At 37.7% G+C, this 22,025-nt stretch carries 26 protein-coding genes; 8 read left to right on the top strand and 18 right to left on the bottom strand.

Annotation, left to right across the window (positions count from 1 at the left end; translation table 11 throughout):
- Nucleotides 1-212: 212 nt before the first annotated feature.
- Together LU279_RS05430 and LU279_RS05435 are read left to right on the top strand one after the other, a co-directional pair.
- Nucleotides 213-1,388 carry a sensor histidine kinase gene (locus tag LU279_RS05430; protein WP_274421518.1) on the top strand — a complete coding sequence of 392 codons (1,176 nt, stop codon included), beginning with the start codon at nucleotides 213-215 and terminating at the stop codon, nucleotides 1,386-1,388.
- 3 nt (nucleotides 1,389-1,391) lie between these two features.
- Nucleotides 1,392-2,012 carry a response regulator transcription factor gene (locus LU279_RS05435; protein WP_274421519.1) on the top strand — a complete coding sequence of 207 codons (621 nt, stop codon included), beginning with the start codon at nucleotides 1,392-1,394 and terminating at the stop codon, nucleotides 2,010-2,012.
- 2 nt (nucleotides 2,013-2,014) lie between these two features.
- Here the strand turns inward: LU279_RS05435 and LU279_RS05440 are convergent, their stop codons facing one another.
- On the bottom strand, nucleotides 2,015-3,046 hold the full coding sequence (locus LU279_RS05440; RefSeq protein ID WP_274421520.1) for a YeiH family protein: 1,032 nt from the start codon (nucleotides 3,044-3,046) through the stop codon (nucleotides 2,015-2,017).
- Between the two features lie 16 nt (nucleotides 3,047-3,062).
- Nucleotides 3,063-3,959 (bottom strand): NAD(P)/FAD-dependent oxidoreductase, encoded by an 897-nt coding sequence (locus LU279_RS05445; RefSeq protein ID WP_274421521.1) that lies wholly within the window; start codon nucleotides 3,957-3,959, stop codon nucleotides 3,063-3,065.
- A 145-nt stretch (nucleotides 3,960-4,104) separates the two neighbouring features.
- Here LU279_RS05445 and LU279_RS05450 point away from each other — a divergent pair, with 145 nt between their 5' ends.
- Nucleotides 4,105-4,995, top strand: coding sequence for a LysR family transcriptional regulator (locus tag LU279_RS05450; protein WP_274421522.1), 891 nt, complete (start codon nucleotides 4,105-4,107; stop codon nucleotides 4,993-4,995).
- A 4-nt stretch (nucleotides 4,996-4,999) separates the two neighbouring features.
- On the opposite strand, the gene LU279_RS05455 is transcribed toward LU279_RS05450, so the two are convergent.
- The 4 genes from LU279_RS05455 to LU279_RS05470 all read right to left on the bottom strand — a co-directional run bounded on the left by LU279_RS05455 (nucleotide 5,000) and on the right by LU279_RS05470 (nucleotide 6,867).
- On the bottom strand, nucleotides 5,000-5,218 hold the full coding sequence (locus LU279_RS05455; RefSeq protein WP_274421524.1) for a hypothetical protein: 219 nt from the start codon (nucleotides 5,216-5,218) through the stop codon (nucleotides 5,000-5,002).
- Between the two features lie 74 nt (nucleotides 5,219-5,292).
- Nucleotides 5,293-5,544: a hypothetical protein gene (locus LU279_RS05460; RefSeq protein WP_274421525.1), complete on the bottom strand. Its 252-nt coding sequence runs from the start codon at nucleotides 5,542-5,544 to the stop codon at nucleotides 5,293-5,295.
- A gap of 33 nt (nucleotides 5,545-5,577) precedes the next feature.
- Complete coding sequence (locus LU279_RS05465; RefSeq protein ID WP_274421526.1) at nucleotides 5,578-5,706, bottom strand: hypothetical protein; 129 nt, start codon at nucleotides 5,704-5,706, stop codon at nucleotides 5,578-5,580.
- Between the two features lie 108 nt (nucleotides 5,707-5,814).
- The gene (locus tag LU279_RS05470; RefSeq protein ID WP_274421527.1) at nucleotides 5,815-6,867 is read right to left on the bottom strand and encodes a DUF3878 family protein; all 1,053 of its coding nucleotides are present in this window, start codon (nucleotides 6,865-6,867) and stop codon (nucleotides 5,815-5,817) included.
- A gap of 382 nt (nucleotides 6,868-7,249) precedes the next feature.
- Between LU279_RS05470 and LU279_RS05475 the strand changes: the two genes are divergently transcribed.
- The 3 genes from LU279_RS05475 to LU279_RS05485 all read left to right on the top strand — a co-directional run bounded on the left by LU279_RS05475 (nucleotide 7,250) and on the right by LU279_RS05485 (nucleotide 10,182).
- The gene (locus LU279_RS05475; RefSeq protein WP_274421528.1) at nucleotides 7,250-8,581 is read left to right on the top strand and encodes a uracil-xanthine permease family protein; all 1,332 of its coding nucleotides are present in this window, start codon (nucleotides 7,250-7,252) and stop codon (nucleotides 8,579-8,581) included.
- Nucleotides 8,582-9,194: 613 nt separating this feature from the next.
- Nucleotides 9,195-9,638, top strand: a complete 444-nt coding sequence (locus tag LU279_RS05480; protein ID WP_274421529.1) for a hypothetical protein — start codon at nucleotides 9,195-9,197, stop codon at nucleotides 9,636-9,638.
- A gap of 34 nt (nucleotides 9,639-9,672) precedes the next feature.
- Nucleotides 9,673-10,182 carry a hypothetical protein gene (locus tag LU279_RS05485; RefSeq protein ID WP_274421530.1) on the top strand — a complete coding sequence of 170 codons (510 nt, stop codon included), beginning with the start codon at nucleotides 9,673-9,675 and terminating at the stop codon, nucleotides 10,180-10,182.
- Nucleotides 10,183-11,192: 1,010 nt separating this feature from the next.
- Here the strand turns inward: LU279_RS05485 and LU279_RS05495 are convergent.
- The 12 genes from LU279_RS05495 to LU279_RS05550 all read right to left on the bottom strand — a co-directional run bounded on the left by LU279_RS05495 (nucleotide 11,193) and on the right by LU279_RS05550 (nucleotide 19,742).
- The gene (locus LU279_RS05495; RefSeq protein ID WP_274421531.1) at nucleotides 11,193-11,636 is read right to left on the bottom strand and encodes a hypothetical protein; all 444 of its coding nucleotides are present in this window, start codon (nucleotides 11,634-11,636) and stop codon (nucleotides 11,193-11,195) included.
- A complete protein-coding gene (locus LU279_RS05500; RefSeq protein ID WP_274421533.1) occupies nucleotides 11,614-12,096 on the bottom strand; it encodes a DUF3990 domain-containing protein in 483 nt (160 codons plus the stop codon). Before LU279_RS05500 ends, LU279_RS05495 begins: the two co-directional genes overlap by 23 nt.
- A gap of 148 nt (nucleotides 12,097-12,244) precedes the next feature.
- Complete coding sequence (locus tag LU279_RS13465) at nucleotides 12,245-12,475, bottom strand: hypothetical protein (protein ID WP_330684569.1); 231 nt, start codon at nucleotides 12,473-12,475, stop codon at nucleotides 12,245-12,247.
- Nucleotides 12,476-13,531: 1,056 nt separating this feature from the next.
- Nucleotides 13,532-13,972: a DUF4869 domain-containing protein gene (locus tag LU279_RS05510; protein WP_009247014.1), complete on the bottom strand. Its 441-nt coding sequence runs from the start codon at nucleotides 13,970-13,972 to the stop codon at nucleotides 13,532-13,534.
- A 41-nt stretch (nucleotides 13,973-14,013) separates the two neighbouring features.
- Nucleotides 14,014-14,472, bottom strand: coding sequence for a Fis family transcriptional regulator (locus LU279_RS05515; RefSeq protein WP_008977274.1), 459 nt, complete (start codon nucleotides 14,470-14,472; stop codon nucleotides 14,014-14,016).
- Nucleotides 14,473-14,487: 15 nt separating this feature from the next.
- The gene (locus tag LU279_RS05520; protein WP_008977275.1) at nucleotides 14,488-14,925 is read right to left on the bottom strand and encodes a DUF4869 domain-containing protein; all 438 of its coding nucleotides are present in this window, start codon (nucleotides 14,923-14,925) and stop codon (nucleotides 14,488-14,490) included.
- Nucleotides 14,926-15,048: 123 nt separating this feature from the next.
- Nucleotides 15,049-16,299, bottom strand: coding sequence for a Fic family protein (locus tag LU279_RS05525; RefSeq protein ID WP_008977276.1), 1,251 nt, complete (start codon nucleotides 16,297-16,299; stop codon nucleotides 15,049-15,051).
- Nucleotides 16,299-17,690, bottom strand: coding sequence for a site-specific integrase (locus tag LU279_RS05530; protein WP_039925177.1), 1,392 nt, complete (start codon nucleotides 17,688-17,690; stop codon nucleotides 16,299-16,301). Before LU279_RS05530 ends, LU279_RS05525 begins: the two co-directional genes overlap by 1 nt.
- A gap of 1 nt (nucleotide 17,691) precedes the next feature.
- Nucleotides 17,692-18,651, bottom strand: a complete 960-nt coding sequence (locus tag LU279_RS05535; protein WP_009247017.1) for a helix-turn-helix domain-containing protein — start codon at nucleotides 18,649-18,651, stop codon at nucleotides 17,692-17,694.
- A gap of 100 nt (nucleotides 18,652-18,751) precedes the next feature.
- The gene (locus LU279_RS05540) at nucleotides 18,752-18,928 is read right to left on the bottom strand and encodes a helix-turn-helix domain-containing protein (RefSeq protein ID WP_009247018.1); all 177 of its coding nucleotides are present in this window, start codon (nucleotides 18,926-18,928) and stop codon (nucleotides 18,752-18,754) included.
- A gap of 100 nt (nucleotides 18,929-19,028) precedes the next feature.
- On the bottom strand, nucleotides 19,029-19,301 hold the full coding sequence (locus LU279_RS05545; protein WP_009247019.1) for a hypothetical protein: 273 nt from the start codon (nucleotides 19,299-19,301) through the stop codon (nucleotides 19,029-19,031).
- A gap of 30 nt (nucleotides 19,302-19,331) precedes the next feature.
- Nucleotides 19,332-19,742: a peptide deformylase gene (locus LU279_RS05550; RefSeq protein WP_009247020.1), complete on the bottom strand. Its 411-nt coding sequence runs from the start codon at nucleotides 19,740-19,742 to the stop codon at nucleotides 19,332-19,334.
- Nucleotides 19,743-20,111: 369 nt separating this feature from the next.
- Between LU279_RS05550 and LU279_RS05555 the strand changes: the two genes are divergently transcribed.
- Together LU279_RS05555 and LU279_RS05560 are read left to right on the top strand one after the other, a co-directional pair.
- Complete coding sequence (locus tag LU279_RS05555) at nucleotides 20,112-20,498, top strand: plasmid mobilization protein (protein WP_008976869.1); 387 nt, start codon at nucleotides 20,112-20,114, stop codon at nucleotides 20,496-20,498.
- Nucleotides 20,476-22,023: a relaxase/mobilization nuclease domain-containing protein gene (locus LU279_RS05560; RefSeq protein WP_008976870.1), complete on the top strand. Its 1,548-nt coding sequence runs from the start codon at nucleotides 20,476-20,478 to the stop codon at nucleotides 22,021-22,023. Before LU279_RS05555 ends, LU279_RS05560 begins: the two co-directional genes overlap by 23 nt.
- Nucleotides 22,024-22,025 lie beyond the last annotated feature (2 nt).

Raw genomic sequence — 22,025 nt, forward strand, 5'->3', positions numbered from 1 at the left:
TGCTGATTATCTTGATCATAAAAAAATTATAACCTATGACAGATTTTTCCGGTAGTGAACACCGTCATTTTCTCATATGACAAATGTCACTTTCTTCTTTTCCTCCTTTGTTTTCTTTGCCCCGGTCACAGTTTTGTATTATACTGAAACCATCTGAAACACAGGAGCCGCAAGGAGCCTTATCAGAAATAACAATCAGGAGAGGAACTGTCATGGGCCATCTTGAAAATACAGGATTACTTATCTTATCAGGTTTCTTTTTTCTGTTTTTTCAGAAACCAGATGAAGCGTTTATCTGCGCTTTCCTTCTGTGTGTGGGAATCTGCTGCGCAGGCTATTTCTCAGTATCAAAAAAACTTCATCTTTTTCTGTGCGCAGCTTTTATGACAGCAGCGCTTGCAGTCCCTGAAATGTCTGCATTTTTTCCTGCAGTATTTTATATTCTGATCCAGGATCATTTTTATCTTCCTGCCCTTGCAGGAGGTTTCCTTTACCTTTATGTGATCCGGATAATGAACTCAGATATTTTTATTTTTTCTTTCTGGGGCATCCTGTTTTTTATTGTGGCATTTTTCCTCCAACGCCGCACCGAAGCCGAAGAAAAACTCAGGCAGGATTTTATGAAACTCCGGGATGACAGTACAGAAAAAAATATGCTTCTGAAAGAAAAAAATCATATGCTTGCAGAAAAACAGAATTATGAAATATATACAGCCACTTTAAAAGAGCGGAACCGCATTTCCAGAGAAATCCATGACAATGTAGGACATCTTTTATCCCGTTCTATTCTGATCACAGGAGCCGCAAAAGCAGTCAGCACCTCTGAGGCAGTTTCTCCCCTTCTGGACAGTCTGGATATTTCTCTTAATCAGGCAATGACCAGTATCCGGACAAGTGTCCACGATCTTCATGATGAATCTGTCAATCTCAGAGAATCTGTAGAAGATCTGATCTCAGAATTTCATTTTTGTCCTGTTGCTCTGGATTATGATATGGGACTTGAAATTCCCCGTGAGATCAAATACTGCTTTATCAGTATTATAAAAGAAGCGCTGTCCAATATGGCAAGGCACAGCAATGCCACCAGCGCATATATTGTCATGCGTGAACATCCTGCCCTGTATCAGCTTTGTATAGAGGATAATGGAAACCTTCCAACACCTTCCTGTAGCTTTCAGAGTTCTTCCGCAAATAAAACATCAGGTTCTTTTTTCGGGAATTCTTTTTCTCAACAGGCTGCAGAAGCGGATAACTTTTCTGCACAAAACAGAGGAATGGGCCTTTCCAATATCCATGACAGACTTGTCCCTTTACATGGAACTCTCCAGATCACCACAGATCATGGATTCCGTATTTTTATTATCATTCCAAAAGAACAGGAGAATTAACCTATGAACATTGTGATCGCAGATGATGATATGTTTGTTTCCGGCGCATTAAAAACCATTCTGGAAGCCAGTGGAAAAATCACTGTAGCTGCCACAGGATCAGATGGGACAGAAGCTGTAGATTTATACAGAATCCATCAGCCGGACGTGCTTCTCATGGATATCCGTATGAAAGAAAAAAGCGGACTGGATGCGTCCGCTGAAATACTGAAGGAATTTCCTGATGCAAAAATCCTTCTTCTTACTACTTTTTCTGATGATGAATATATTGTAAAAGCTCTGAAGCTTGGCGCAAAAGGCTATCTTCTGAAACAGGATTATGCAAGCATCCTGCCGGCTCTTGAAGCTGTCCATTCCGGTCAGACTGTTTTTGGCACGGAGATCATGTCCAGAATACCGGAGCTTATTCAAACCGGTTCTGCTTTTCATTATGAGGACTATGATATCAGTGAACGGGAATTTGAAATTATCCGCCTTATTGCAGACGGTCTCAGCAACAAAGAGATTGCTTCCCGTCTTTTTTTAAGCGAAGGAACCGTCCGTAATTATCTCAGCTCTATTCTGGATAAACTGCAGCTGAGAGATCGGACTCAGGTTGCTGTTTTTTACTACAGGCACAAATAATTTTACCATAAATGCATCAGATGCTGCATGATAAGTGTTACTGCCGTAATTCCGATCCAGCAGGACAAGCCCAGCAAAATTGGCTGTTTGCCGCTTTTTATCAGCTTTACAATATCTGTATGAAATCCAATGGCTCCCATTGCCATTATAATAAAGAATTTAGACAGCTCTTTAAAAGGAACAAACACAGAGGCAGGAACTCCAAATCCTGAAGCTACGGTTGTGATCAGACTGGCCCCTATAAAAAACAGTATGAAGAATGGAAAAACCTGTTTCAGCGATATTTTATTTCCATTGTCCTGCTCTGCTTTTCTTGCCTTTCTGATTCCCAGAAAAAGAGTAATAGGAATGATCGCCAGTGTCCTTGTAAGCTTTACGGTTACTGCTTTGTCCAGTGTCTGATGCCCCAGATGATACATACTGTCCCAGGTAGATGCAGCTGCAGTTACTGATGAAGTGTCATTTACTGCAGTTCCGGCAAAAAGTCCAAACGTATCTCCTGATGTAGTAGAGAATCCAAGGGCGGTACCAAGAGCCGGAAAAATAAGTGCTGCCAGTATATTAAAAAGAAAAATAACTGAAATCGCCTGTGCAACGTCTTCCTCATCTGCCTCAATAACCGGCGCTGTTGCCGCAATGGCAGAACCTCCGCAGATAGATGAGCCTACCCCGATCAGCGTTGCTGTATTTTCATCCATTCCTGATTTCCGGTAAAATACCCAGGCAATCACAAGAGAAGTCGTAATCGTACATATAATAACCGGAAGCGACTGCTTGCCCGTTTCCATGACAACTTCCAGATTCATCCCAAAGCCCAGGAGAACCACTGCATACTGCAGTATTTTTTTTGACGTATATTTAATACCTGACTGCCAGCTGTCTTTACCTCTTATAAGCGGCGCAAAAAGCATACCTCCGATGATGGCAAAAACCGGTCCTCCGATAATCGGAAAAAGCTTTCCCAACAGACTTGCAGGAATCGCCAACGCCAGGCATACCAGAATTCCTTTTCCGTTTTCTGACAAAAATTTCATTTTCTTCCTCCCCTGTTTATACTGCGGCATGAATAGCTGCCAGTGTTCCTTCTGCAACTGCTGTTGATACCTGACGCACATTTTTCTTACGAATATCTCCTGCCGCATAAACTCCCGGAATTTCTGTTTCCATATTTTCATCCGTAACAATAAATCCCTGTTCCAGCTTCAGTTCCTGATAAAGTTCTGTATTTGGAACAGCACCTGCATACACAAAAATCCCACATCCCGGATCCGCAATGGTTTCTATCGCTCCAGTTCTTTCATCTGCAATCTCCAGTGATTCCACTCTGTCCGCTCCATATACTGCATGAAGTCTGGAATGAAGTATGAGCTTGATATTTCCGGTTTTCGCAATCTTTTCTCTGAACTCTGCAATACATCCCAATGTTTCTTCAAAATGTATGATATTCACATGTGCTGCATATTTTGCCAGAAATAACGCTTCTTTTACCGCTCCGTCTGCCCCGCCTACTACATACACATTTTTTCCACGGTACATTTCCGCATCTCTGGCTGCATTCATGCCAATTCCTTTGCCATAAAGTTCTGCTTCCCCGGGGATTCCCAGTTTTCTGGGAGTTGTTCCATTTGCGAGGATCACCTTCGCAGCTCTGTAATGATTTTTATCTGTTATAATTTCTTTTATTTTTCCGCCAAGCTCTGTTCTTTCCACTTTCTCATATGCAAACTCCACACCGGCCTGCTGCGCCTGGTTTTTTAACCTTTCCGCAAATGTTTCTCCTGTTTCTCCGTCAATGATACCTGCATAGTGAGTTACTGTAGAAACCTTTCCGATCATTCCTCCCACCTGATCTTTTTCAATAATCAGCGTTTTTCTGCCTCTGCTTACTGCATAAATTCCTGCGCTGATCCCTGCCGGTCCTGCTCCGATAATAATGATATCATACATAATTTTTCCTCCTGATCCTGCGTGTTTTTGTTCTGAAACTACTATATAAGATTCAATTCATTTTGTAAAATTATATATATTGATATAATCATAATTTTTTGTTATGATTATGGCAGGTTAAATATATCCGTACAGGAGGTACACTATGCTGGATTTCAGAATGGAAACCTTTTTAAAAGTATGCGAATACATGAATTTTACTCATGCTGCACAGGCTCTCAGCCTTACCCAGCCTGCTGTTTCCCAGCACATAAAATTCCTGGAGGAGAAATATAACGCGCCCTTATTTATCCGTGATAAAAAGAAGCTCATTCTCACTCCGGCAGGGGAAATCCTCCGCACTGCACTGGAAACTATGAGAAATGATGAAAACACTTTGAAAAAACGTATCACCGAAAGCATGCATGCAAAAAAAATACTTACCTTTGGTGTTACTATGACAATCGGAGAATACACCCTTGTTCCTGCTCTTGCGGAATTTATCAAGGCGCACCCTGATACAGACTTTCAGATCCGTTATGGAAATACTCAGACACTTCTATCCTGCCTCTGTGAAGGAACCATAGATTTTGCTGTTGTAGAAGGATTTTTTAAGGCTGATAACTACAACACGCGCATTTACCGGACAGAAGAATATATTGCAGTGGCGTCCAGCAGTCACGAATTTAAAAACCCAGTAAAAACACTTCGCGATCTTACTTCTGAACGGCTGCTTATCCGTGAACACGGTTCCGGAACGCTAGCAATATTTACCCGCACTCTGGCTCTGAAAAATATGTCTGTACACGATTTCAGCAGCATTGTAGAAGTGGGAAATATCCATACTATTGTCAGTCTTCTGTGCCAGGACTGCGGTATTTCCTTTCTTTATAAGTCAGCAGTAGAACAGGAAATAAAAAACGGAACCCTGACACAGATTCCGCTTTCTGACTTTATGGTTATGCACGATTTTACATTTCTCTGGAACAAAGACAGCATCTTTTCAGAAGAATATGACATTATCCTGAAAGAACTTCTGTCTTATGAACATCCCTGAGCTATCAGTCGCCCATAAGAACTTCGCCGATCATCTCTGCTGCGTCCTCCAATGCGTCCAGAGCCTCTGTAAGAGCATCCATTCCGGCGCTGTCTGTCTCTGTTTCTTCAGATACGGACAGCAGCTCTGCCAGCTCATCTTTTACTGTATCCAGCTGGTTCAAAATATTCTGAAGTGTTTTGTTTTTCTCGACTGTTGCATTCATATTGATTAATTTTCCCATTTTGTTATTCCTCTCCGTTTCTTTATAGTAAATCCATTAAAAATATAATTTTCAACTGTTCATAATTTTGGGGTCTATCTATGTTCCAATTCCCTGATAACTGCCTGTACATGCCAAACTGCTTTTTCTACATTTTCGTAAGTTCTGTGAATCTGCTCCTGTACCATCCATTCCACTATAAAACTATCCAAAAACATATCCGCAAAGGAAAGAAAATCACTTACATCAAAAGACAGATTGCAGGAAATACTTATGTCTCTTAGTTCCCGGCTGAAACTTTCCAGTTCAGATTTTGCCTCCTCCATGTCCCATTTTGCCTGTTCCATACAGGAGTGTTTTCCTATGGTAGTAATGATTCCTCATCCGAGCATATCCCATGTTCCCCAGTTTTTGGCTTTTTTCAGATGATCCCTTGCTTTTTTCAGACTGTTCAGAGTCCTATATCCTGCATCCACAGCCTCCTGTTTTTCCCTATCATAATTATTCATATATTTTCCTCATTCAGAATGTCAGCTCTAATTCCTCATGGATACATTTTCATCTGCTTTACGACAAATGTTCCTGCCATTCATATTTTTCCCCATAGACTGCCATATCTATTGTATGGTTTCCACATCTACCTTACGGTTTCTGCCCTCTGTTTTCCAGATCATCAGGTGAATTTTATATTCCACCGAATCTTTTGCATACAAAAAAGGTTCTTCCTTCAGTATATCCACCTGTTTTCCGGAACTCTCCAGTTCCTTTTTTCTCAGTTCTGCTCTTTTCTGTATACTTCGGATTCTTATTTTCTCTTTTGTGTTCTCTTCCTGTACACCTCCCTCTTTTTTATTTGCCGAAAAACTCTCCTGATCCTGGTTTTCTGTCCCAAACTGCCGCTCCTGGTATACAGCTGCCGCATCAGAAATTTTCCTGTTAATAAGATCTACAATCTCTGTGTGCTTTACCCGGTGCAGCATACGGGCAATCTTCCTTGCGACCGTCCTTCCCGGAAAATAAGAATACATTTTCAGCCATCTGATAAGACTCCTGTCACCTGCCTCTTCTGCCAGTTTCATCATTTCATTGAGGGCTTCTTCAGATACCTTCCATTTCGGATAAGAAGGTACAATATATTTTTCTGATACTGCAGGATAACAGCAAAAATTTAACGGAGGAAATTCTGCCAGATAAGAAAGTCGCTCTTCCTCTTCCGTGCAAAATTCCTTTCCAAGATATTCTCTTTTATCCCTTAAAATAGCAATACGATATTCCAGCTGTCTCAGATATTCATACCCTTTTACCCAGAAATGGCCCGTTTTGCCATAATTAAAAAGATGGGTTTCCAACTCTAAATTTCTGAAAAAAACAGTAAAAACAGAATCCCCCTGATGCACGATCAATATATACTGATTTCCCTTTTTTTCAAGATCAGCTCTTATTTCCCCCTCAAACTCAGGTTCATAAGTACCTGTCAGCCTTGCCTGCCGAAAAACCAAAAAGCTTTCCACCGCATCATTCATAAGATAAATCAGGTAAATATCTTCCCTGTCTGATGTTTCCGGCAAAACAAGCTCAAATACTCCCTGAGCTATCAGCAGCTTCAGTTTTTCATATTCTCCCTTAAATGGAATTGTTATCTCTGTTTCTATATTGTTTTTAACTTTCATTACTTGTTCCTGTAGTTTCCTGTCTGTCAAAATTTTCCCCAACACTGTACCGCATATATTTAAAAATAAACATATGGAAGCGTTATACCGTTTTCCGGAAATACCTGTTTGTAATTCTGTTAATAATATACCGCGGAACGCTCTGCCTGTCTATGACAGTTTCGCAAGTTATAAAAATTCTATAATATCCGAAAATCTAACTTTAATTCCATCCAAAATCATACTTCAAATTCTCCAGCATATTTTGTAAGGTATAACCAATTTTTTTGTAGACAAATTTATTTTTTATGTTAAAATTAAATTAGTTTTATTGCTATAATAATTAATTTTATGGAGGAACGAAAAAATTGTACAAAATCATTTGAAAAGGAGGATATCTATTATGAAGAACGCTAAAAGCGCAGACATTTCCAACATTTACCGTCTGGATGGTCAGGTTCCTATTATGAAAGCGATCCCTTTTGGCCTTCAGCATATCCTGGCAATGTTTGTTGCCAATCTGACACCGATCACGATTATAGCCGCAGCAGGAGGGCTCAAACAGGCTGAAATTGCAATTCTTCTCCAAAACGCAATGTTTGTTGCCGGAATTGCAACGCTGATCCAGCTTTATCCTGTCTGGAAAATTGGTTCCCGTCTTCCTATTGTAATGGGAGTCAGCTTTACCTTTGTAACTGTATTAAGTACGGTTGCCGCCAATTATGGATATCCTGCAGTTGTGGGAGCCGTTATGGTCGGCGGTATTATGGAAGGTACTCTGGGATTGCTGGCAAAATACTGGAAAAAAATTATTTCCCCGATCGTTGCCGCATCTGTTGTAACTGCCATTGGATTCTCTCTTTTTACTGTTGGTACCAGATCTTTCGGCGGAGGATACGCAGACGACTTTGGTTCTGCTCAGAACCTTATTCTTGGAACCATTACTCTTCTGGTATGCCTGATCTGGAATATAAAAGCAAAAGGATACTGGAAACAGCTTTCTGTTTTAGCCGGCTTGATCGTAGGTTATATTGTGGCTGTTTTTATGGGAAAAGTAGATCTCTCTGTTATATTCTCCGGAGGCATCATCTCCTTCCCGAAAATCATGCCTTATGCGCCGGAATTCAACCCGGGAGCTATTTTCTCTGTTGCAATCATCTTCCTTGTATCTGCTGCTGAAACCATCGGTGATACTACAGCAATGGTTTCCGGAGGTCTGGATCGTGATATTACAACAGAAGAAATTTCAGGTTCTCTTGCCTGTGACGGATATGCCTCTGCAATTTCCTCTTGTTTAGGCTGTCCTCCTGTTACATCATTTTCCCAGAATGTAGGACTTATCAACATGACAAAAGTGGTAAACCGTTTCACTATCATGACCGGTGCTGTTTGCATGATCCTGGCCGGACTGCTTCCTCCTGTAGGAAACTTTTTTGCTTCCCTTCCAGATTCAGTCCTCGGCGGATGTACTATTATGATGTTTGGAACTATCCTGACTTCCGGAATCCAGATGATAGCAAAAGCAGGCTTTACCCAGAGGAATATTACCATTGCCGCTCTTTCCCTTTCCATAGGTATTGGATTTACCACAGCAAGTGAAATCGGTATCTGGCATATCTTCCCGGAAATACTGCAGTCTGTATTTTCTGCAAACGTAGTTGCTGTTGTATTTGTAATGGCAATTATATTAAACTTAATTCTCCCAAAAGATATGGAAATTAAGCACCTTCAGTAGAAAATCATCTACATGAAACTATCATTCTTATACGTATTTATCCTCCATAATCCGAACGGGCAGCCTTCTGAAGACTGCCCGTTTCCAATATATGATGAAGCATAAAATCAAGAACCAATCCCACTCTGTTTGATTGATTTTAAAACCCTTGCTATTTATTCCATGCAGCATTATTATGTAGAAATGAACCTAAAAAAATCCGTTAAGGTCCAATTTTTTATCTGTCAAAAAGAAAAATTATGATCGACCACGGAGCTGTTAATAAATATCTTACTCTGACCGGAGAAAAAATTGCCACTACGTTTGTCTGGATAATTGACATTGATGACAAAGTTACTGTTGAAAGAGATAAATAAAATATTGTATGAGAAAGAATCGTAAATTTAATAAGCAAAAATAAGATATTGAATGAGAAAAATCAATAAATCCAATGAACAAAAATAACTACTAAATGAGAAAGATTAATGAATCCAATGAGCAAAATAAGATACTGATTGAAAAAGAACCATAAATCCAATAAGTAAAAATAGATACTGATTAAAAAAGAGCCATAAATCCAAATAATCACAAATATTTTTAAGATTGATATGATTTGATTTCGCTGGAGATTAATATGAAAAAAAAATTAGTTCCTTGTATAATATTTATTGTTATAGCAGTTTCAATTACAACAGTTATTTTCATGCTGTTTGGACAGAATGGCAATACAGCTGATGTCAATCGTGTAGTAGGTACTTCAGCATTGTATGATAAAGAATTGATCAACAAAGCCTTTGATGCAGTAGAAACTAAATTTGCAACTGACTTCAAAGGCTGTACATTAACGGAATTACGCTATGACACAGAAGTAGAAACAGAATTTATTGCTGAAATGCAACAATACAAAGAGATAAATAAGCGAGATTTTATAATTGTATTGTCCAACTTTAAAACAGACTGGAGAGCCAGAGATTTAGGCCTGATACCCAATGAAACTTACACAGACTGGAGTTGGAGTCTGGTACAAGTCGATGAGTGGCAGGGCTGGGAAGTTGTTGAGGGCGGCTGGGGATATTGATAATCGTAACACCCCGGCAGAAGGAGTGGTAAAAATGAGTAACAAATTGATTAAATCCAAAGATCTGGAAGCAAAAATAAGAAAAAGAATAAGAATTAGGAAACTTTTGTCAGTTATACTGGTAATCGTTAGCATCCTGTTTGTTCTCCTCTGGACAAAAGTAGCGATCACCTCTGTAAAATTCAAAAATCAGATGGAGCAAATGGTTCTGGGAAAAGATTATTTTATAGAGGATGTTACAATTAAGAAAAAAGATACCTACACCTCTGCCAGTGGAAAATATAGTTTATCCAGAAATTATTTCTTCTACTACGATACAGATAAAAAAATGCAGGTTTCCGCACAAATATATGGGGAGCATGAAGTAGGCGACAGCATTCCTGCTTATACTACAGACCATATTTACTATGATTACGAAAAAGATGGAATTTTACCAAGAGAAGAATTTCGCAACAACGAACTGGCGAAAGGTATGGGCGGATTCTGTGGCTGTGTCATCATTATGCTGGGATTATATATATTTCTTGACAAACGGTGTATGTAAAAGAATCTGCGTGAGTTTTTATAGAAATACGGCGCTCTTCTTTTTCTTCTATTTTCACTTATACCGGAAAATATCTTTTTATTTTTTGACAGATAGAACGATTATCCGGGATAACTGGCTATAGAAACTTAGATTTTTACAAAAGAACTGTAAAATAAGATTAACGAACATTACCCGAAGGAAGAAGAAAAATTTATTTGAGGAAATTCTTATTTTATACAGAACTCAAAAATGCAGCTAAATATCTGCCAGAAGCAGAAATGCAAACTGGCTACAGATAACGCTTGCAGAAATCCAAAAACTAAAAATTGCATAAAAAAATGAGGAACCTGAATGGATGCGATACTATTTAAAATGCTTAGCAGAAGCATAGTCATTTTTGCAATGTTAATTACTCTGCTTTATTTTCTTATAAAGAGAAAAATTCCACAATAAATTGACAGAAGTGTTGTGATCATCAGCATAGAAGATGGGCATGAAGAATATGTTGAATTCCCTTCTTTCAGGGGCATAGACAGGGGAGATATTCTGACAGTGAAATATCTCCCCCATTCGAAATATGGAATACTGATTTCAAAACAAAACCGCACAAACCCTCATTCCAATTAACAAAAAATGCTCGTTTGGATCTGATTTAAAAAACAATCTGATTCAGACGGGCATTTTGATAATGTAAATTATTGAACCGTTGATAAACTCACTTCCCTTGAAGCAATATAAAACTTATCATAGTCACTTGCATGACAAATTTCTTCTGTTTTCACAATTTTTCTCCCAAGTTTCCAAGGAAAGATTTCAGTACATACATAATTTTTATTGAAATAACTCAGTGTGTCTTTGTATTTTTTAATGCAATACTTTCGCGTCACCACCATTATGAAAATATGGCTACCATCATTCAAGCATCCAAAAACAATAAACAATATGAAATTAAATTGATTTCTATACATAGAATACCGTACTTTTAACTGGTTATCTACGGTGTTTTGACTTCTGATAATATAAATTTATTATACCAACATTTTTCCTTCCAAATAAGAACACCGCAAGTAATCTGGATTCGTATAATATACATTGGAATTAAAATCAGAAATTTCATCCGTAATAAATGATGAAAAAATATCAATAATTCCCTGTGCTGCATCTTCCTTTTTCATAATGGCAAGCACTAACTCCTGATAAAGCATACCAATTGAAGTTACTGATGGAACTTCATAACGGCACTCACTTACAGTATCAAACATTCCATCCTGGATATTAAAGTCCTCAATTAATTCATCTGACACCTGTTCAAAAGAAAGGCAATGATTAACTTCAGCCAGTCTTAACTGTCGTTCCAAATCTTTCTTTGTAAAATACTGAATGATATCCTGTCTATGATTTTTTGTCTTTCTTGCAATAAACTCTATCAAACAGCACACATAATAAATATCATCTTTTTGTTTGTTCGTCATGAATAGATTCGCTCCTTTCAAATGTAAGACAGCACAATGCGTTGACCGTGTGGAAACTAATCTGATGTGTCGGATATTTAAATTTTGCATATTCCCAGAAAACACTTCTAGAAATCTTTCCTGACATAAATCCATTAACAAAATCCCATATCGTATCATCTGCCATAGGTCCCTCCACAATATCATAAGAATGCGGTTCTCCCTTACGACATCTCGCAATAAAATCCAGCCATTCATCAGTCATCTCAGAAAAATGAAGAATGTTCAATTGAGGATTTTCAATATATTTATACACATTAACAACTCCATTTTCAGAACGCCTGTCTTCCCATCGATATGCCTGCTTATAATCATTCGTACAATAAAATCCCTTTGAAAAATCTTTTGTATATTTTGTTATTCGTATCTCTGGATATGCAACTTCAATTTTGCTTCCATGATACAACAATATTCCGCCCATAATCAACCTCCATACGAACTACTCTGCGATTCTCTCCTATCCCAATCAAATTATATCCTTTATTCTTTCCTCTAGCAATATTCCGCTGTTTTTTTCCCACTAAGATATCTGCCACTAAATCCATATCATAATAATCCCTATTGCCAAATTACTTACTCACACTATATATTCGATAAAATCCATGATAACTCTGCTTCAATGCCCCATATTTTCCTGATGTCCGGATTCCATAAATCTCTTCTACGCTATATGATAAAGTCGGCAGTGATTCTCTCGTTACAATCACATAATAATTATCTGTTTTTTGAATTTCTCCGGCAAACTCCTTAGCCTTAATAAAATAATTTCCTTCATCAACAAATACGATACTGCCCGTCATCTCCGCCAGTTATCCTTTCCATAAAACTCCTTCCAGCACATAGCATTTCTTATCGCATGTTAAATCTACCTGACTTCCTGTTGGATTGTTCACATATTCCTGAATCATATCTACAAGAGTAGCTTTTCCCGTAGCACTGTCCCCACAAATGATTGTCAATTTCTTCAAATTTCAAAACCATATTTTAAGCGTTTTGTTGATACAATAGCTCTATGTTTCCCTCTTATCGTATCATCCCTCCATTAGACAACCTCTCCTGCATCTACATCATCCGGTACATCTGCTGTCTGAAATGTCGTTTCCTCTCGCCACTGTTTTTATCAACTTCCATCTAACTATTATTACATTATGTTATCTGAAAATCATCCTCAAGGCAATAAAATCATACGTTTTCCTTATCAAAAAAGCGTTCCACTATTTGCATTTCTGCTAACAGTTGAACGCTTTTGACTGACCGTCTCGTATAGGAATCGAACCTATAATTGAGTCTTAGGAGAGCGAATAGGTAGTGTCAATTCCAGACAAGAACTATCATTATAAGCCCTTTAAAGTCACGGCTTTTTTCTACTTCCGAGTCAAATCAAGTCAATTCCTGTACCCCACATATATGCCTTAGATAAGACCTGTTTATTAGCAGAATATTTGCATCAGCTAATACTTGGGGAATACCTTCGTGTCACCACCATTATGAAAAATATGGCTACCATCGTTCAAGCATTCGAGAATGATAAACAATATGAAATTGAATTGATTTCTACATATATAATACCGTACTTTAGACTGGTTGTCTACGGTGTTTTGACTACTGATAATGTAAATTTTTTATGCCAACATTTTTCCTTCTAAATAGGAACATCGCAAGTAATCCGGATTCGTATAATATACATTAGAATTAAAATCAGAAATTTCATCCGTAATAAATGATGAAAAAATATCATCTTTCTGTTTGTCCGTCATGAATAGATTCACGCTTTTCAAATGTAACTCCCATGATATATTACTTGTAGTGACATCCAAAACATTAGTAAAGTTATATTTTTCAGGCATTTACCTGATCTAAACATACTCTCCTGCAATATCAACATATTCCAACATATTATGAACAATATCACCTGTATTGAGAATTTCTATTTCAAAATCTTCTTCTCCAAAATCCATAATATGTCTTAAATTTATTGTCAAGTCTTTTGATTTACCTATAGAAAGAATCCATTTTGCACAATCATCTCCACATACAGACGCATTAAACACTTTTCCAGATTGGTCAAATGCCATCAGCATCAATGTCTTTACAGAACCTGACAGTTCTTTTGTGGAAATCGTTCCTAATACTGGACTTTGTATCAGATGAGAACTTATCACTTCTGACTTATCTACAGCTTTAATTATTCTGATTGATAATTCGTTTGTAATCCATTCATCCTCATATCGATTATCGAAATAAGTCGGAGGATGATAAATCGCATTCTCCATATTTCCTAAATATATTTTTAACATAGTGATCTCCTGCTACTTATAGTCCATGCATATTCTCCAAGCTACTCATTTGTCCCATATATCCGATATAATTCATGGTAACTTTGCTTCAATGTTCCATACTTCCCGGATGTCCGGATCCCATAAATTTCTTCCACACTATATGGTAAAGCTGGCAAGGATTCTCTCGTTACAATCACATAATAATTATCTGTTTTCTGAATTTCTCTAGCAAACTCCTCAGTCTTGATAAAATCATTTCCCTCATCAATAAATACGATACTGTCCGTAATCTCCGCCAGTTGTCCTTTCCACAAAGCACCTTCCAGCACATAACATTTCTTATCGCATGTCAAATCTACCGGACTTCCTGTTGGATTGTTCACATATTCCTGAATTATATCTACAAGAGTAGTTTTTCCCGTAGCGCTGTCCCCGCGAATGATCGTTAAATTTTTCCGAATTTCAAAATCATATTTTAAGCGTTTTGTTGATACAATAACTCTATGTTTCCCTCTCATCGTACCACCCCTCCATTAGACAAATTCTCCTGCAATCGGTACCAGTTCTTTCATAGAATGAACAATTTCATTAGTATTCAAAATACGAATTTCAAAAGGTTCCTTACCGAAATCCATCAGATGCCTCAGATTTACAGTCCTGTCTTCCGATTCTGCAATTTTAAGCAGCCATTTCGCACAGTTATCTCCACAGGTTGATACGTTGAAAATTTTATCTTTATTAAACTTAAAAAGGATTAACGTTTTTACTCCTCCGGATAACCCGGTTGGCGGAATCTTTCCTAAAACCGGACTATCTATTACTCCACTATCCAAAACTGTTGACTTATCTACATCTTGAATCATTTCTTTCACAAAAGGATCTACAATCCAACTATCTTCATAATCATATTTAAAATAAGCCGATGTATTATATACAGCTTCTTTCATATCACCATAATAAATATTCAGCATTAAAATCCCTTCCTTTTTTTCGTATATTGTGATTTTCATTAAGACTTTTCGGGCATTTACCTGATTTAAACATACTCTCCAGCAATATCAACATATTCCAACATATTATGAATAATATCACCTCTATTGGGGAAGGTTCTCATTTTCCATAGCATCTTTCCGTACATAGAACGTTCCCCTCCCTGAACCGCACTTTACAATTATCTCTTCTTTTGTAAGCTTATTCAATGCATTTAAAACAGCTGATCGACTACCAATCGGGCATGCTGCGATAACCTCCGCACCAGTAAATTTACCTATTTTTTCAGTTACATAATTTTTAACAACATCATATACCGTACTTCTATTTTTTTCTGACATCAATCCAACTCGCTCTTCAAATTCTTTGTAACAAGCGAGAATTACCTGAAGCATATACTTAATAAAAGGAGTTGGATCATTCTCTTCCTCGTGCCATCCATAATCAATTCGTTCCAATACATCGTAATACGCATCTTTGGTTTTTTCAATCTGCTTCTCTATACTGATATACTTTCCAACTTCATATCCATTTTGATACAGAAGCAATAAAGTCAGTAATCTGCTCATTCTTCCGTTTCCATCATTGAATGGATGGATACAAAGGAAGTCAGAAATAAATGTTGGAATTAAAATCAACGGATCAACCGTTTCCATTGCCAATGTTCTTCTATAACTTTCACAAATTGCCTCTATTGCCTGTTCCGTTTCATACGGTGACAACGGAATAAATCTTGTTACTACTGTTCCATCAGCCTTTGTCTCATTGATATAATTCTGTGTATTCTTAAATTGACCTCCATAGGAAAGACCTGCATGTTTTAACAAATCACGATGTAATTGTAAAATATATGCTGTTCTAATTGGTATGAAATCATGACTCTCATGAATGGTATTAAGTACATCACGATATCCAACAATTTCACTTTCATCTCGTGATTTAGGTGTTGTTTTCTCATTCATAAGCTGTTTAATACGTGTACTTGTTGTAACAATACCTTCTATTTTATTTGATGCCTCTGTACTCTGTACACGTGCAATTTCTATCAAACGCTCCAGTTCAACCGGCTTCTGCCTTGTAAATAATTCCTGACGCCCTTTACATTCATGAATTTTTGCAATATATGACACGACTTCTCCATCCCACAATCTATCTGCTAATTTCATATAATCAAACTTTCTCACCTCTACACCTACCTTCCTTAGGTTTATCATCCATTCCTTTGTTCTTTCGTCCATATTATACCCCATTTTGGATGAAACTTTCAATAGTTGGATAAAAACTGCTGTTTTATATTTTAACTTGCTGAAAATTCTGCACATCGAATTTTCCACTAAAATTTCACTATTTTTCATTACTTCATCGCCTTTGCCAACGAAGCCAATAGTGCTTTCATTTCCGGATTTGCCAATACTTTTGCAAGCAGCTCTGCATCCACATCATCCGGCACATCTACTGTCTGAGTTGTGGTTTCCTCTCGCATCTTTGGATCCAGGTTTTTCTTCTCATAGAACGCTTCCTCGAATAATTCTGCATTTCGTCTTCGATCCTCATCAATAATATGGGAATACACATCTGTTACCATATCCACTTGTGAATGCCCGGAATCCCCTTGAACCGCTTTGATATCTCCGCCATTCAGTTTTAATTTATATGTCACGCTGCTATGTCTCAAACTATGAAAGACAACCGGCGGAAGATTATATTCTTCGATCAGTTTATTTAATTGTCCCCGGATTGCTCCGGTACCAATGGGATTTCCAAATGTCGTTGCCATCACCAAATTATAATCTATATATTCCTCACCTAAGACTTCTTTTACTTCGTCCTGCTCCGCTTTCCACTCAACCAACATATTAGCAACGCTTTTGGGAAGAAATACCTTACGGATACTGCTTTCTGTTTTTGGTGTTTTTAAAATCTGAACAGTTTTGTTGGTTTTATGTTGCGAAGGAAATACCAGCAACACATCTTTCCCTTCCAGATTTTTCAGAGTTTCCTTTGTTACCCGTTGTGTTTCTTTATTGATATAAACGTATGCACGATTCTCTTCGATTGCTTCCGGAGAAATATCTACACAATCCCAGGTCAAACCAAGCACTTCCCCTAATCGTAGGGAACAGGAAAATGACAGATTGATTGCCAGCTTCAGCCGTTCGTCTTCACAGACATCCATTGCATACATCAAGGTTTCTGCTGTCCAGATTTCCCGTTTCTGTGATTTATGTTTCGGCACCGTTGCATAGGTGCACGGATTTTTTTCTATCATCTCCCATTTGATTGCCTGCTCAAAACAATTACGGAGCAGCTTGTGGATTTCTCTGACAGTACTCGCAGAAACAAATTCATTTTTCTTATTCCCCTTCACCGGATTTCCGACTGCTTTTGTCTGTAGCAATCCCTGATAATATTTTTCCATAAAGCGGGTGTTAATCTCCGAAAGTTTCACAGAGCCAACCATAGGCTCAATATAATTTCTGATCAGCCCTACATTCCCTTCATAAGTGGATAATGCCCATTTTTCTTTTCCATACAAAGAAACGTATTCCGTGAGCAGATCCGACAATGTATTGCACTTTCTCACAACAAGTGCGCCCATTTCCTGTTTATATTCGATTTCTCTTTTTCGCTTCTTTGCTTCTGCTTTTGTATCATATGTTTCCCACTTCTGTCTCCGTTTACCGGAATCATCCTTATAGTTATAGATCACATTAAATTTTCCGTTTCGTTCTCTGATCGATGCCATGCTAATTCCCTTTCCTTTCTTCCAACCAAGCTTCAAATTCATCTCTTTTTACTCTGGATATGTTTCCAATCTTCACTGCTGAAAATTTCCCATCATCCATCCATTTGTAAATCATCCCTCTACTGACCTTTGCAAGAAACGCTGCCTCATCAAATGTCAGATAACTCAGATTTCCATTCTTACTACGATCTCCGGTTTTGGCTAATTTCTTTCGCCTGTAATTTGCCAAACTAAAATTTTGTTCCATTGACAACTCTTCATAATCGTTGGCCGGATCCAATTTATAATGATCTTGTCCATCTAAAAATTTCTGAAAGCTCTCTTTTGTAATTCTTTTCTTCTCTGCAATTTCAATCGTTTCAAAAAAATGGCTGTATTTAGAATTCTTCAAAATCTCATATACCTGACGTCTTGGAATTCCCAGAAGCCTTGCCATTTCTGGCATGGTAATTGTTGCTCCTTCCAGCTCCTTGTCCTTTTCCCTGTCTTTCTGTGTGCGATATTTCGATTGCTTCTCATACCATTCCTGAAAAGATTTTTTCGGAATCCTGATCCAGTAATCAACAGTAACTGTTTTTATACCGTCACGTCTAATCAGATCATAAACCGTAGTTTCACTAATCCCCAACATCTTGGCAACTTCTGATATGGAATAAGACCATTTTTTTAGGTTTTTCCCCGGTTCTTCCCCGTTCACTTTATGATACTTCACCTGGTTTGCATACCATTTCTCAAAGCTCGCAATATTCACTCGCATCTGTCCTGCGATTTCTCTGCATTCAAAATAATTTTTCTGAACCAGCCAGTATCTGCCTGTCTTCTTTAGTCCCAAAAGATTTCCAATCTCTGGAACTGTCATCCAGGTTTTTTCCTTTGGAGGAAGTCGTTTGTATTTACTGTTCTCCTCTATTTCTGAAAGCACTTCTTCAAACGAAGTTTCTTCTATAACAACTTGATTCATCTGATCAACTCTCCTTTCTTTTCTGCATCATACATCATTTTCAAATAAAAAATTAGGATGTCGATTGCGACTTTTTCTCTCAACCAACATCCCAGATTTTTTACTCCGGCTGTTTATCAAGCCAGTCATCAAAACTCTTTTTTGAAATTCTATACTTTCCTCCATCCAACTGGATCCATCGGAACTCTTTTTTCTTTAATAATGCATAGACTGTCGGGCGGCTTACATCTAAAATTTCCTGAATCTCTTTTACGGTATAACATCTTTTTTCTGACATATAAAAAACCCTCTTTCTTCTTTCATACATATAGGAAGGAAAAAGATCCTTCTATATAACGAAAGGAAAAAGAGGATTTTTACAGGGTGACTAAAAAAATTTATAATCCATTTCTATAAATCTCATTTATAACAGCCTGCGACTGCTCCATTTCTTTTTTCTTTATGATTTCTTCCCGGTCACTTAGGATTGCAATCATTTCATCTATCACATCTTCCAATCTGGGCTCTGTGTAACGATACAAGTATCCCAACATCCTGGTCGCTGTATAATCTGTATTCAGATTCTTATAGGCTATTTCTGCACAAAGTTCTTTCGGATATCCTTTGGTAAGTAAAACCTTATATAATTCATCTGTTCTTTCCGTTCCCATAAAGTATCACTCCTGTAAATTTCTCTCGGCTTAAATCAGTATGCCCTCCAAATGATCCAGCTCATGCTGACAAATCTGTGCAGTCCAACCATCAAGTTTCAATTTCTGTTTCTTCCAATTCATATCCAGATATTCAACTTCTATCATCTGATATCTCGTTGTCTTACGCACTCCTGTAAGAGATAAGCATCCTTCTTCAGTTTCATAAGGTGATTCTTTTCTTACCAATACAGGATTAAACATTACCACATCTACGAATCCCATATTTACAATAATGACACTTTTTTTCACACCGATCATATTCGCTGCCATTCCAACACATCCCTCACGGTTCGCAGCTAACGTATCCATTAAATCTTTTCCAACTTGAAGATCGGCTTTTGTTGCCGGTTCAGATTTTTGTCCCAGAAAAAATATATCTTTCATAATTGGTTTTACCATTTTCTTCATACCTCTATTCTCAAAATCGTTTTTTTTGCTTTGTTCTGAATTGTAGTATAGCAGTTTTTTTACTTTTTTTCTATCTCACCCTGTATTTTCTGCCCTGAGCCTTTCGTTATATGAGAGGGTTAATCTTTCAAGAGCAAGATCCACTCAGTAATACGGTATCGCCATTTTGGCTTTCCTATTACTTTGAGTTTTATCTTGATGTGGATTTCGCTCCCCATACCCTCGATACTGACATTTGCAAAATGTCAGATTGGCTTCCACATAAAATGTGTACGCAACACCAGAAGTATCAGAAGGGACAGCTGATATTTCTTGTGGAGTGCCATAAAGTTGGAAGTGCCAAATTAAGAAAGGAGGAACATGGCACCGAAGAAAAAAAGAAATGAAATGAAACACTCTAATATCATCTGTTTAAGATTAAGTGACATTGAATTAGAGTTAGTCAATCATGCCGCTTCTCAGGCAAAATTATCACGTTCTGATTATCTGAGAAACCTGATTTTAGATCACAAAATGGCCATACACTATGAGGTTGTCATTGAAAGCAAAACAGTAAAAATGCTCTTAGCAGAGTATGGAAAAATCGGCTCTAATCTTAATCAGATTGCAAAGTATTTTAACACTGGAGGAGCGTACTCTAAATCTGTAGCAAATGAAATCCAGCAATGCCTTTACGATCTCTATAGATTAAAAAAAGAACTGCTAAAAGTAATAGGTGATTATCATGGCAATAGTGAAACATATTAAAAGTCGAAATGCAAACTATTCAGATGCTCTGGATTATCTCATCTTTCAACATGATGAATCAACCGGAAAAATGATTCTTGATGAATTTAATCGACCACTGCGAAGAGATGAATTATACATGGATGGTCTCAACTGTAATCCCGATACTTTTGATGTTGAATGCTATGAATGTAATGAACATTTTAAAAAGAACCGAAGCAAATCCGAAATCAAAAGTCATCACTATATCATCAGTTATGATCCTGCCGATGCTATTGAATGTGATCTGACGGGAGAAAAAGCACAGGCTCTATCTTTAGAACTTGCAAAGAAAATTTTTCCAGGATATCAGGCTCTTATCGTGACACATACCGATGGTCACAATGGATCCGGCAATATCCATACGCACATTGTTATCAATAGTGTTCGTAAAAACACAGTAAAAAGAGAATCTTATATGACGCAGCCTCACGATCATGAAGCCGGATACAAGCACCGATCCACAAATAAATTTCTGGATTATTTCAAAAAGGAAATTATGGATATGTGCATCCAAGAGGGACTTCATCAAATCGATCTTCTCTCTCCGGCTGAAACTAAAGTGCCACAAGCAGAATATATGGCTCAAAAATCCGGACAGAAAAAATTAGAAGAGACAAATAAAAAAATCATTGCCGATGGATTGAAACCAACAGCCACAACATTTCAAACACAGAAGCAGGAACTCAGAAATGCCATTGAAGAATGCAGCTCGCATTCCAAAAACTTTCAGGAATTCCAATCTCTGCTTTTTGAAAAATATCAGATTTCCGTTATTGAAGAGAGGGGAAGATATCGTTATCTCCATCCGGATCGGGACAAACGGATTACAGAGAAGGCTTTAGGAACTCAATACGGCAAAGAACATTTAGAACAGCTCTTCTTACGAAAAAATCCGATAACCATTCTTTATGTCAGATCTCATTTACGGTTGGTGGTAGATCTTCAGAAAAATGTGAAAGCAATGCAAAGTCCCGGATATGCTCATCGGGTAAAAATATCCAATCTTCAGGAAATGGCAAATACCATTATCTATGTGCAAGAACATGGATACAATACCCAAACCGAATTAAAAAGTGCCTTTTCCGAATCTCAAAAACAGTTAGATCAGGCAACAGATCAGCTTATGGAAATGAATGCAGATTTGAAAAGCATCAACCGGCAGATTCATTACACCGGACAATATTTTGCACAGAAAGCAATCTATACCGAATTTTTAAAAGCGAAAAACAAAGGCAGATTCCGAAAGGAACACACCGCTGAAATTCAAGCATATGAAGAAGCCCGTGACTGGCTGAAATCTTTTTATCCAGATGGAAAGATGCTTCCTATCAAAACATTGAAGGAACAAAAAGCCAGCTTGCAGGAACAGATCGACCAGCAAAAATCATCCATCCGATCTCTAAAGGATCTGACACAAGATTTAAGAACCGTAGACAAAAATGTGGAAGCAATTCTCCACAACCAGGTTCCCAAAAAACAAAAGACACGGGAACCCGAATTATAAAT

Source organism: Blautia sp. XA-2221 (assembly GCF_028767025.1).
Lineage (GTDB): Bacteria > Bacillota > Clostridia > Lachnospirales > Lachnospiraceae > Blautia_A.

Bases quoted from the DNA above. Each gene is read 5' to 3' on its own strand.
- LU279_RS05430 (WP_274421518.1), top strand. From the start codon at position 213: ATGGGCCATCTTGAAAATACAGGATTACTTATCTTATCAGGTTTCTTT.
- LU279_RS05435 (WP_274421519.1), top strand. From the start codon at position 1,392: ATGAACATTGTGATCGCAGATGATGATATGTTTGTTTCCGGCGCATTA.
- LU279_RS05440 (WP_274421520.1), bottom strand. From the start codon at position 3,046: ATGAAATTTTTGTCAGAAAACGGAAAAGGAATTCTGGTATGCCTGGCG.
- LU279_RS05445 (WP_274421521.1), bottom strand. From the start codon at position 3,959: ATGTATGATATCATTATTATCGGAGCAGGACCGGCAGGGATCAGCGCA.
- LU279_RS05450 (WP_274421522.1), top strand. From the start codon at position 4,105: ATGCTGGATTTCAGAATGGAAACCTTTTTAAAAGTATGCGAATACATG.
- LU279_RS05455 (WP_274421524.1), bottom strand. From the start codon at position 5,218: ATGGGAAAATTAATCAATATGAATGCAACAGTCGAGAAAAACAAAACA.
- LU279_RS05460 (WP_274421525.1), bottom strand. From the start codon at position 5,544: ATGGAACAGGCAAAATGGGACATGGAGGAGGCAAAATCTGAACTGGAA.
- LU279_RS05465 (WP_274421526.1), bottom strand. From the start codon at position 5,706: ATGAATAATTATGATAGGGAAAAACAGGAGGCTGTGGATGCAGGATAT.
- LU279_RS05470 (WP_274421527.1), bottom strand. From the start codon at position 6,867: ATGAAAGTTAAAAACAATATAGAAACAGAGATAACAATTCCATTTAAG.
- LU279_RS05475 (WP_274421528.1), top strand. From the start codon at position 7,250: ATGAAGAACGCTAAAAGCGCAGACATTTCCAACATTTACCGTCTGGAT.
- LU279_RS05480 (WP_274421529.1), top strand. From the start codon at position 9,195: ATGAAAAAAAAATTAGTTCCTTGTATAATATTTATTGTTATAGCAGTT.
- LU279_RS05485 (WP_274421530.1), top strand. From the start codon at position 9,673: ATGAGTAACAAATTGATTAAATCCAAAGATCTGGAAGCAAAAATAAGA.
- LU279_RS05495 (WP_274421531.1), bottom strand. From the start codon at position 11,636: ATGACGAACAAACAAAAAGATGATATTTATTATGTGTGCTGTTTGATA.
- LU279_RS05500 (WP_274421533.1), bottom strand. From the start codon at position 12,096: ATGGGCGGAATATTGTTGTATCATGGAAGCAAAATTGAAGTTGCATAT.
- LU279_RS13465 (WP_330684569.1), bottom strand. From the start codon at position 12,475: ATGACGGGCAGTATCGTATTTGTTGATGAAGGAAATTATTTTATTAAG.
- LU279_RS05510 (WP_009247014.1), bottom strand. From the start codon at position 13,972: ATGTTAAAAATATATTTAGGAAATATGGAGAATGCGATTTATCATCCT.
- LU279_RS05515 (WP_008977274.1), bottom strand. From the start codon at position 14,472: ATGAGAGGGAAACATAGAGTTATTGTATCAACAAAACGCTTAAAATAT.
- LU279_RS05520 (WP_008977275.1), bottom strand. From the start codon at position 14,925: ATGCTGAATATTTATTATGGTGATATGAAAGAAGCTGTATATAATACA.
- LU279_RS05525 (WP_008977276.1), bottom strand. From the start codon at position 16,299: ATGAAAAATAGTGAAATTTTAGTGGAAAATTCGATGTGCAGAATTTTC.
- LU279_RS05530 (WP_039925177.1), bottom strand. From the start codon at position 17,690: ATGGCATCGATCAGAGAACGAAACGGAAAATTTAATGTGATCTATAAC.
- LU279_RS05535 (WP_009247017.1), bottom strand. From the start codon at position 18,651: ATGAATCAAGTTGTTATAGAAGAAACTTCGTTTGAAGAAGTGCTTTCA.
- LU279_RS05540 (WP_009247018.1), bottom strand. From the start codon at position 18,928: ATGTCAGAAAAAAGATGTTATACCGTAAAAGAGATTCAGGAAATTTTA.
- LU279_RS05545 (WP_009247019.1), bottom strand. From the start codon at position 19,301: ATGGGAACGGAAAGAACAGATGAATTATATAAGGTTTTACTTACCAAA.
- LU279_RS05550 (WP_009247020.1), bottom strand. From the start codon at position 19,742: ATGGTAAAACCAATTATGAAAGATATATTTTTTCTGGGACAAAAATCT.
- LU279_RS05555 (WP_008976869.1), top strand. From the start codon at position 20,112: ATGGCACCGAAGAAAAAAAGAAATGAAATGAAACACTCTAATATCATC.
- LU279_RS05560 (WP_008976870.1), top strand. From the start codon at position 20,476: ATGGCAATAGTGAAACATATTAAAAGTCGAAATGCAAACTATTCAGAT.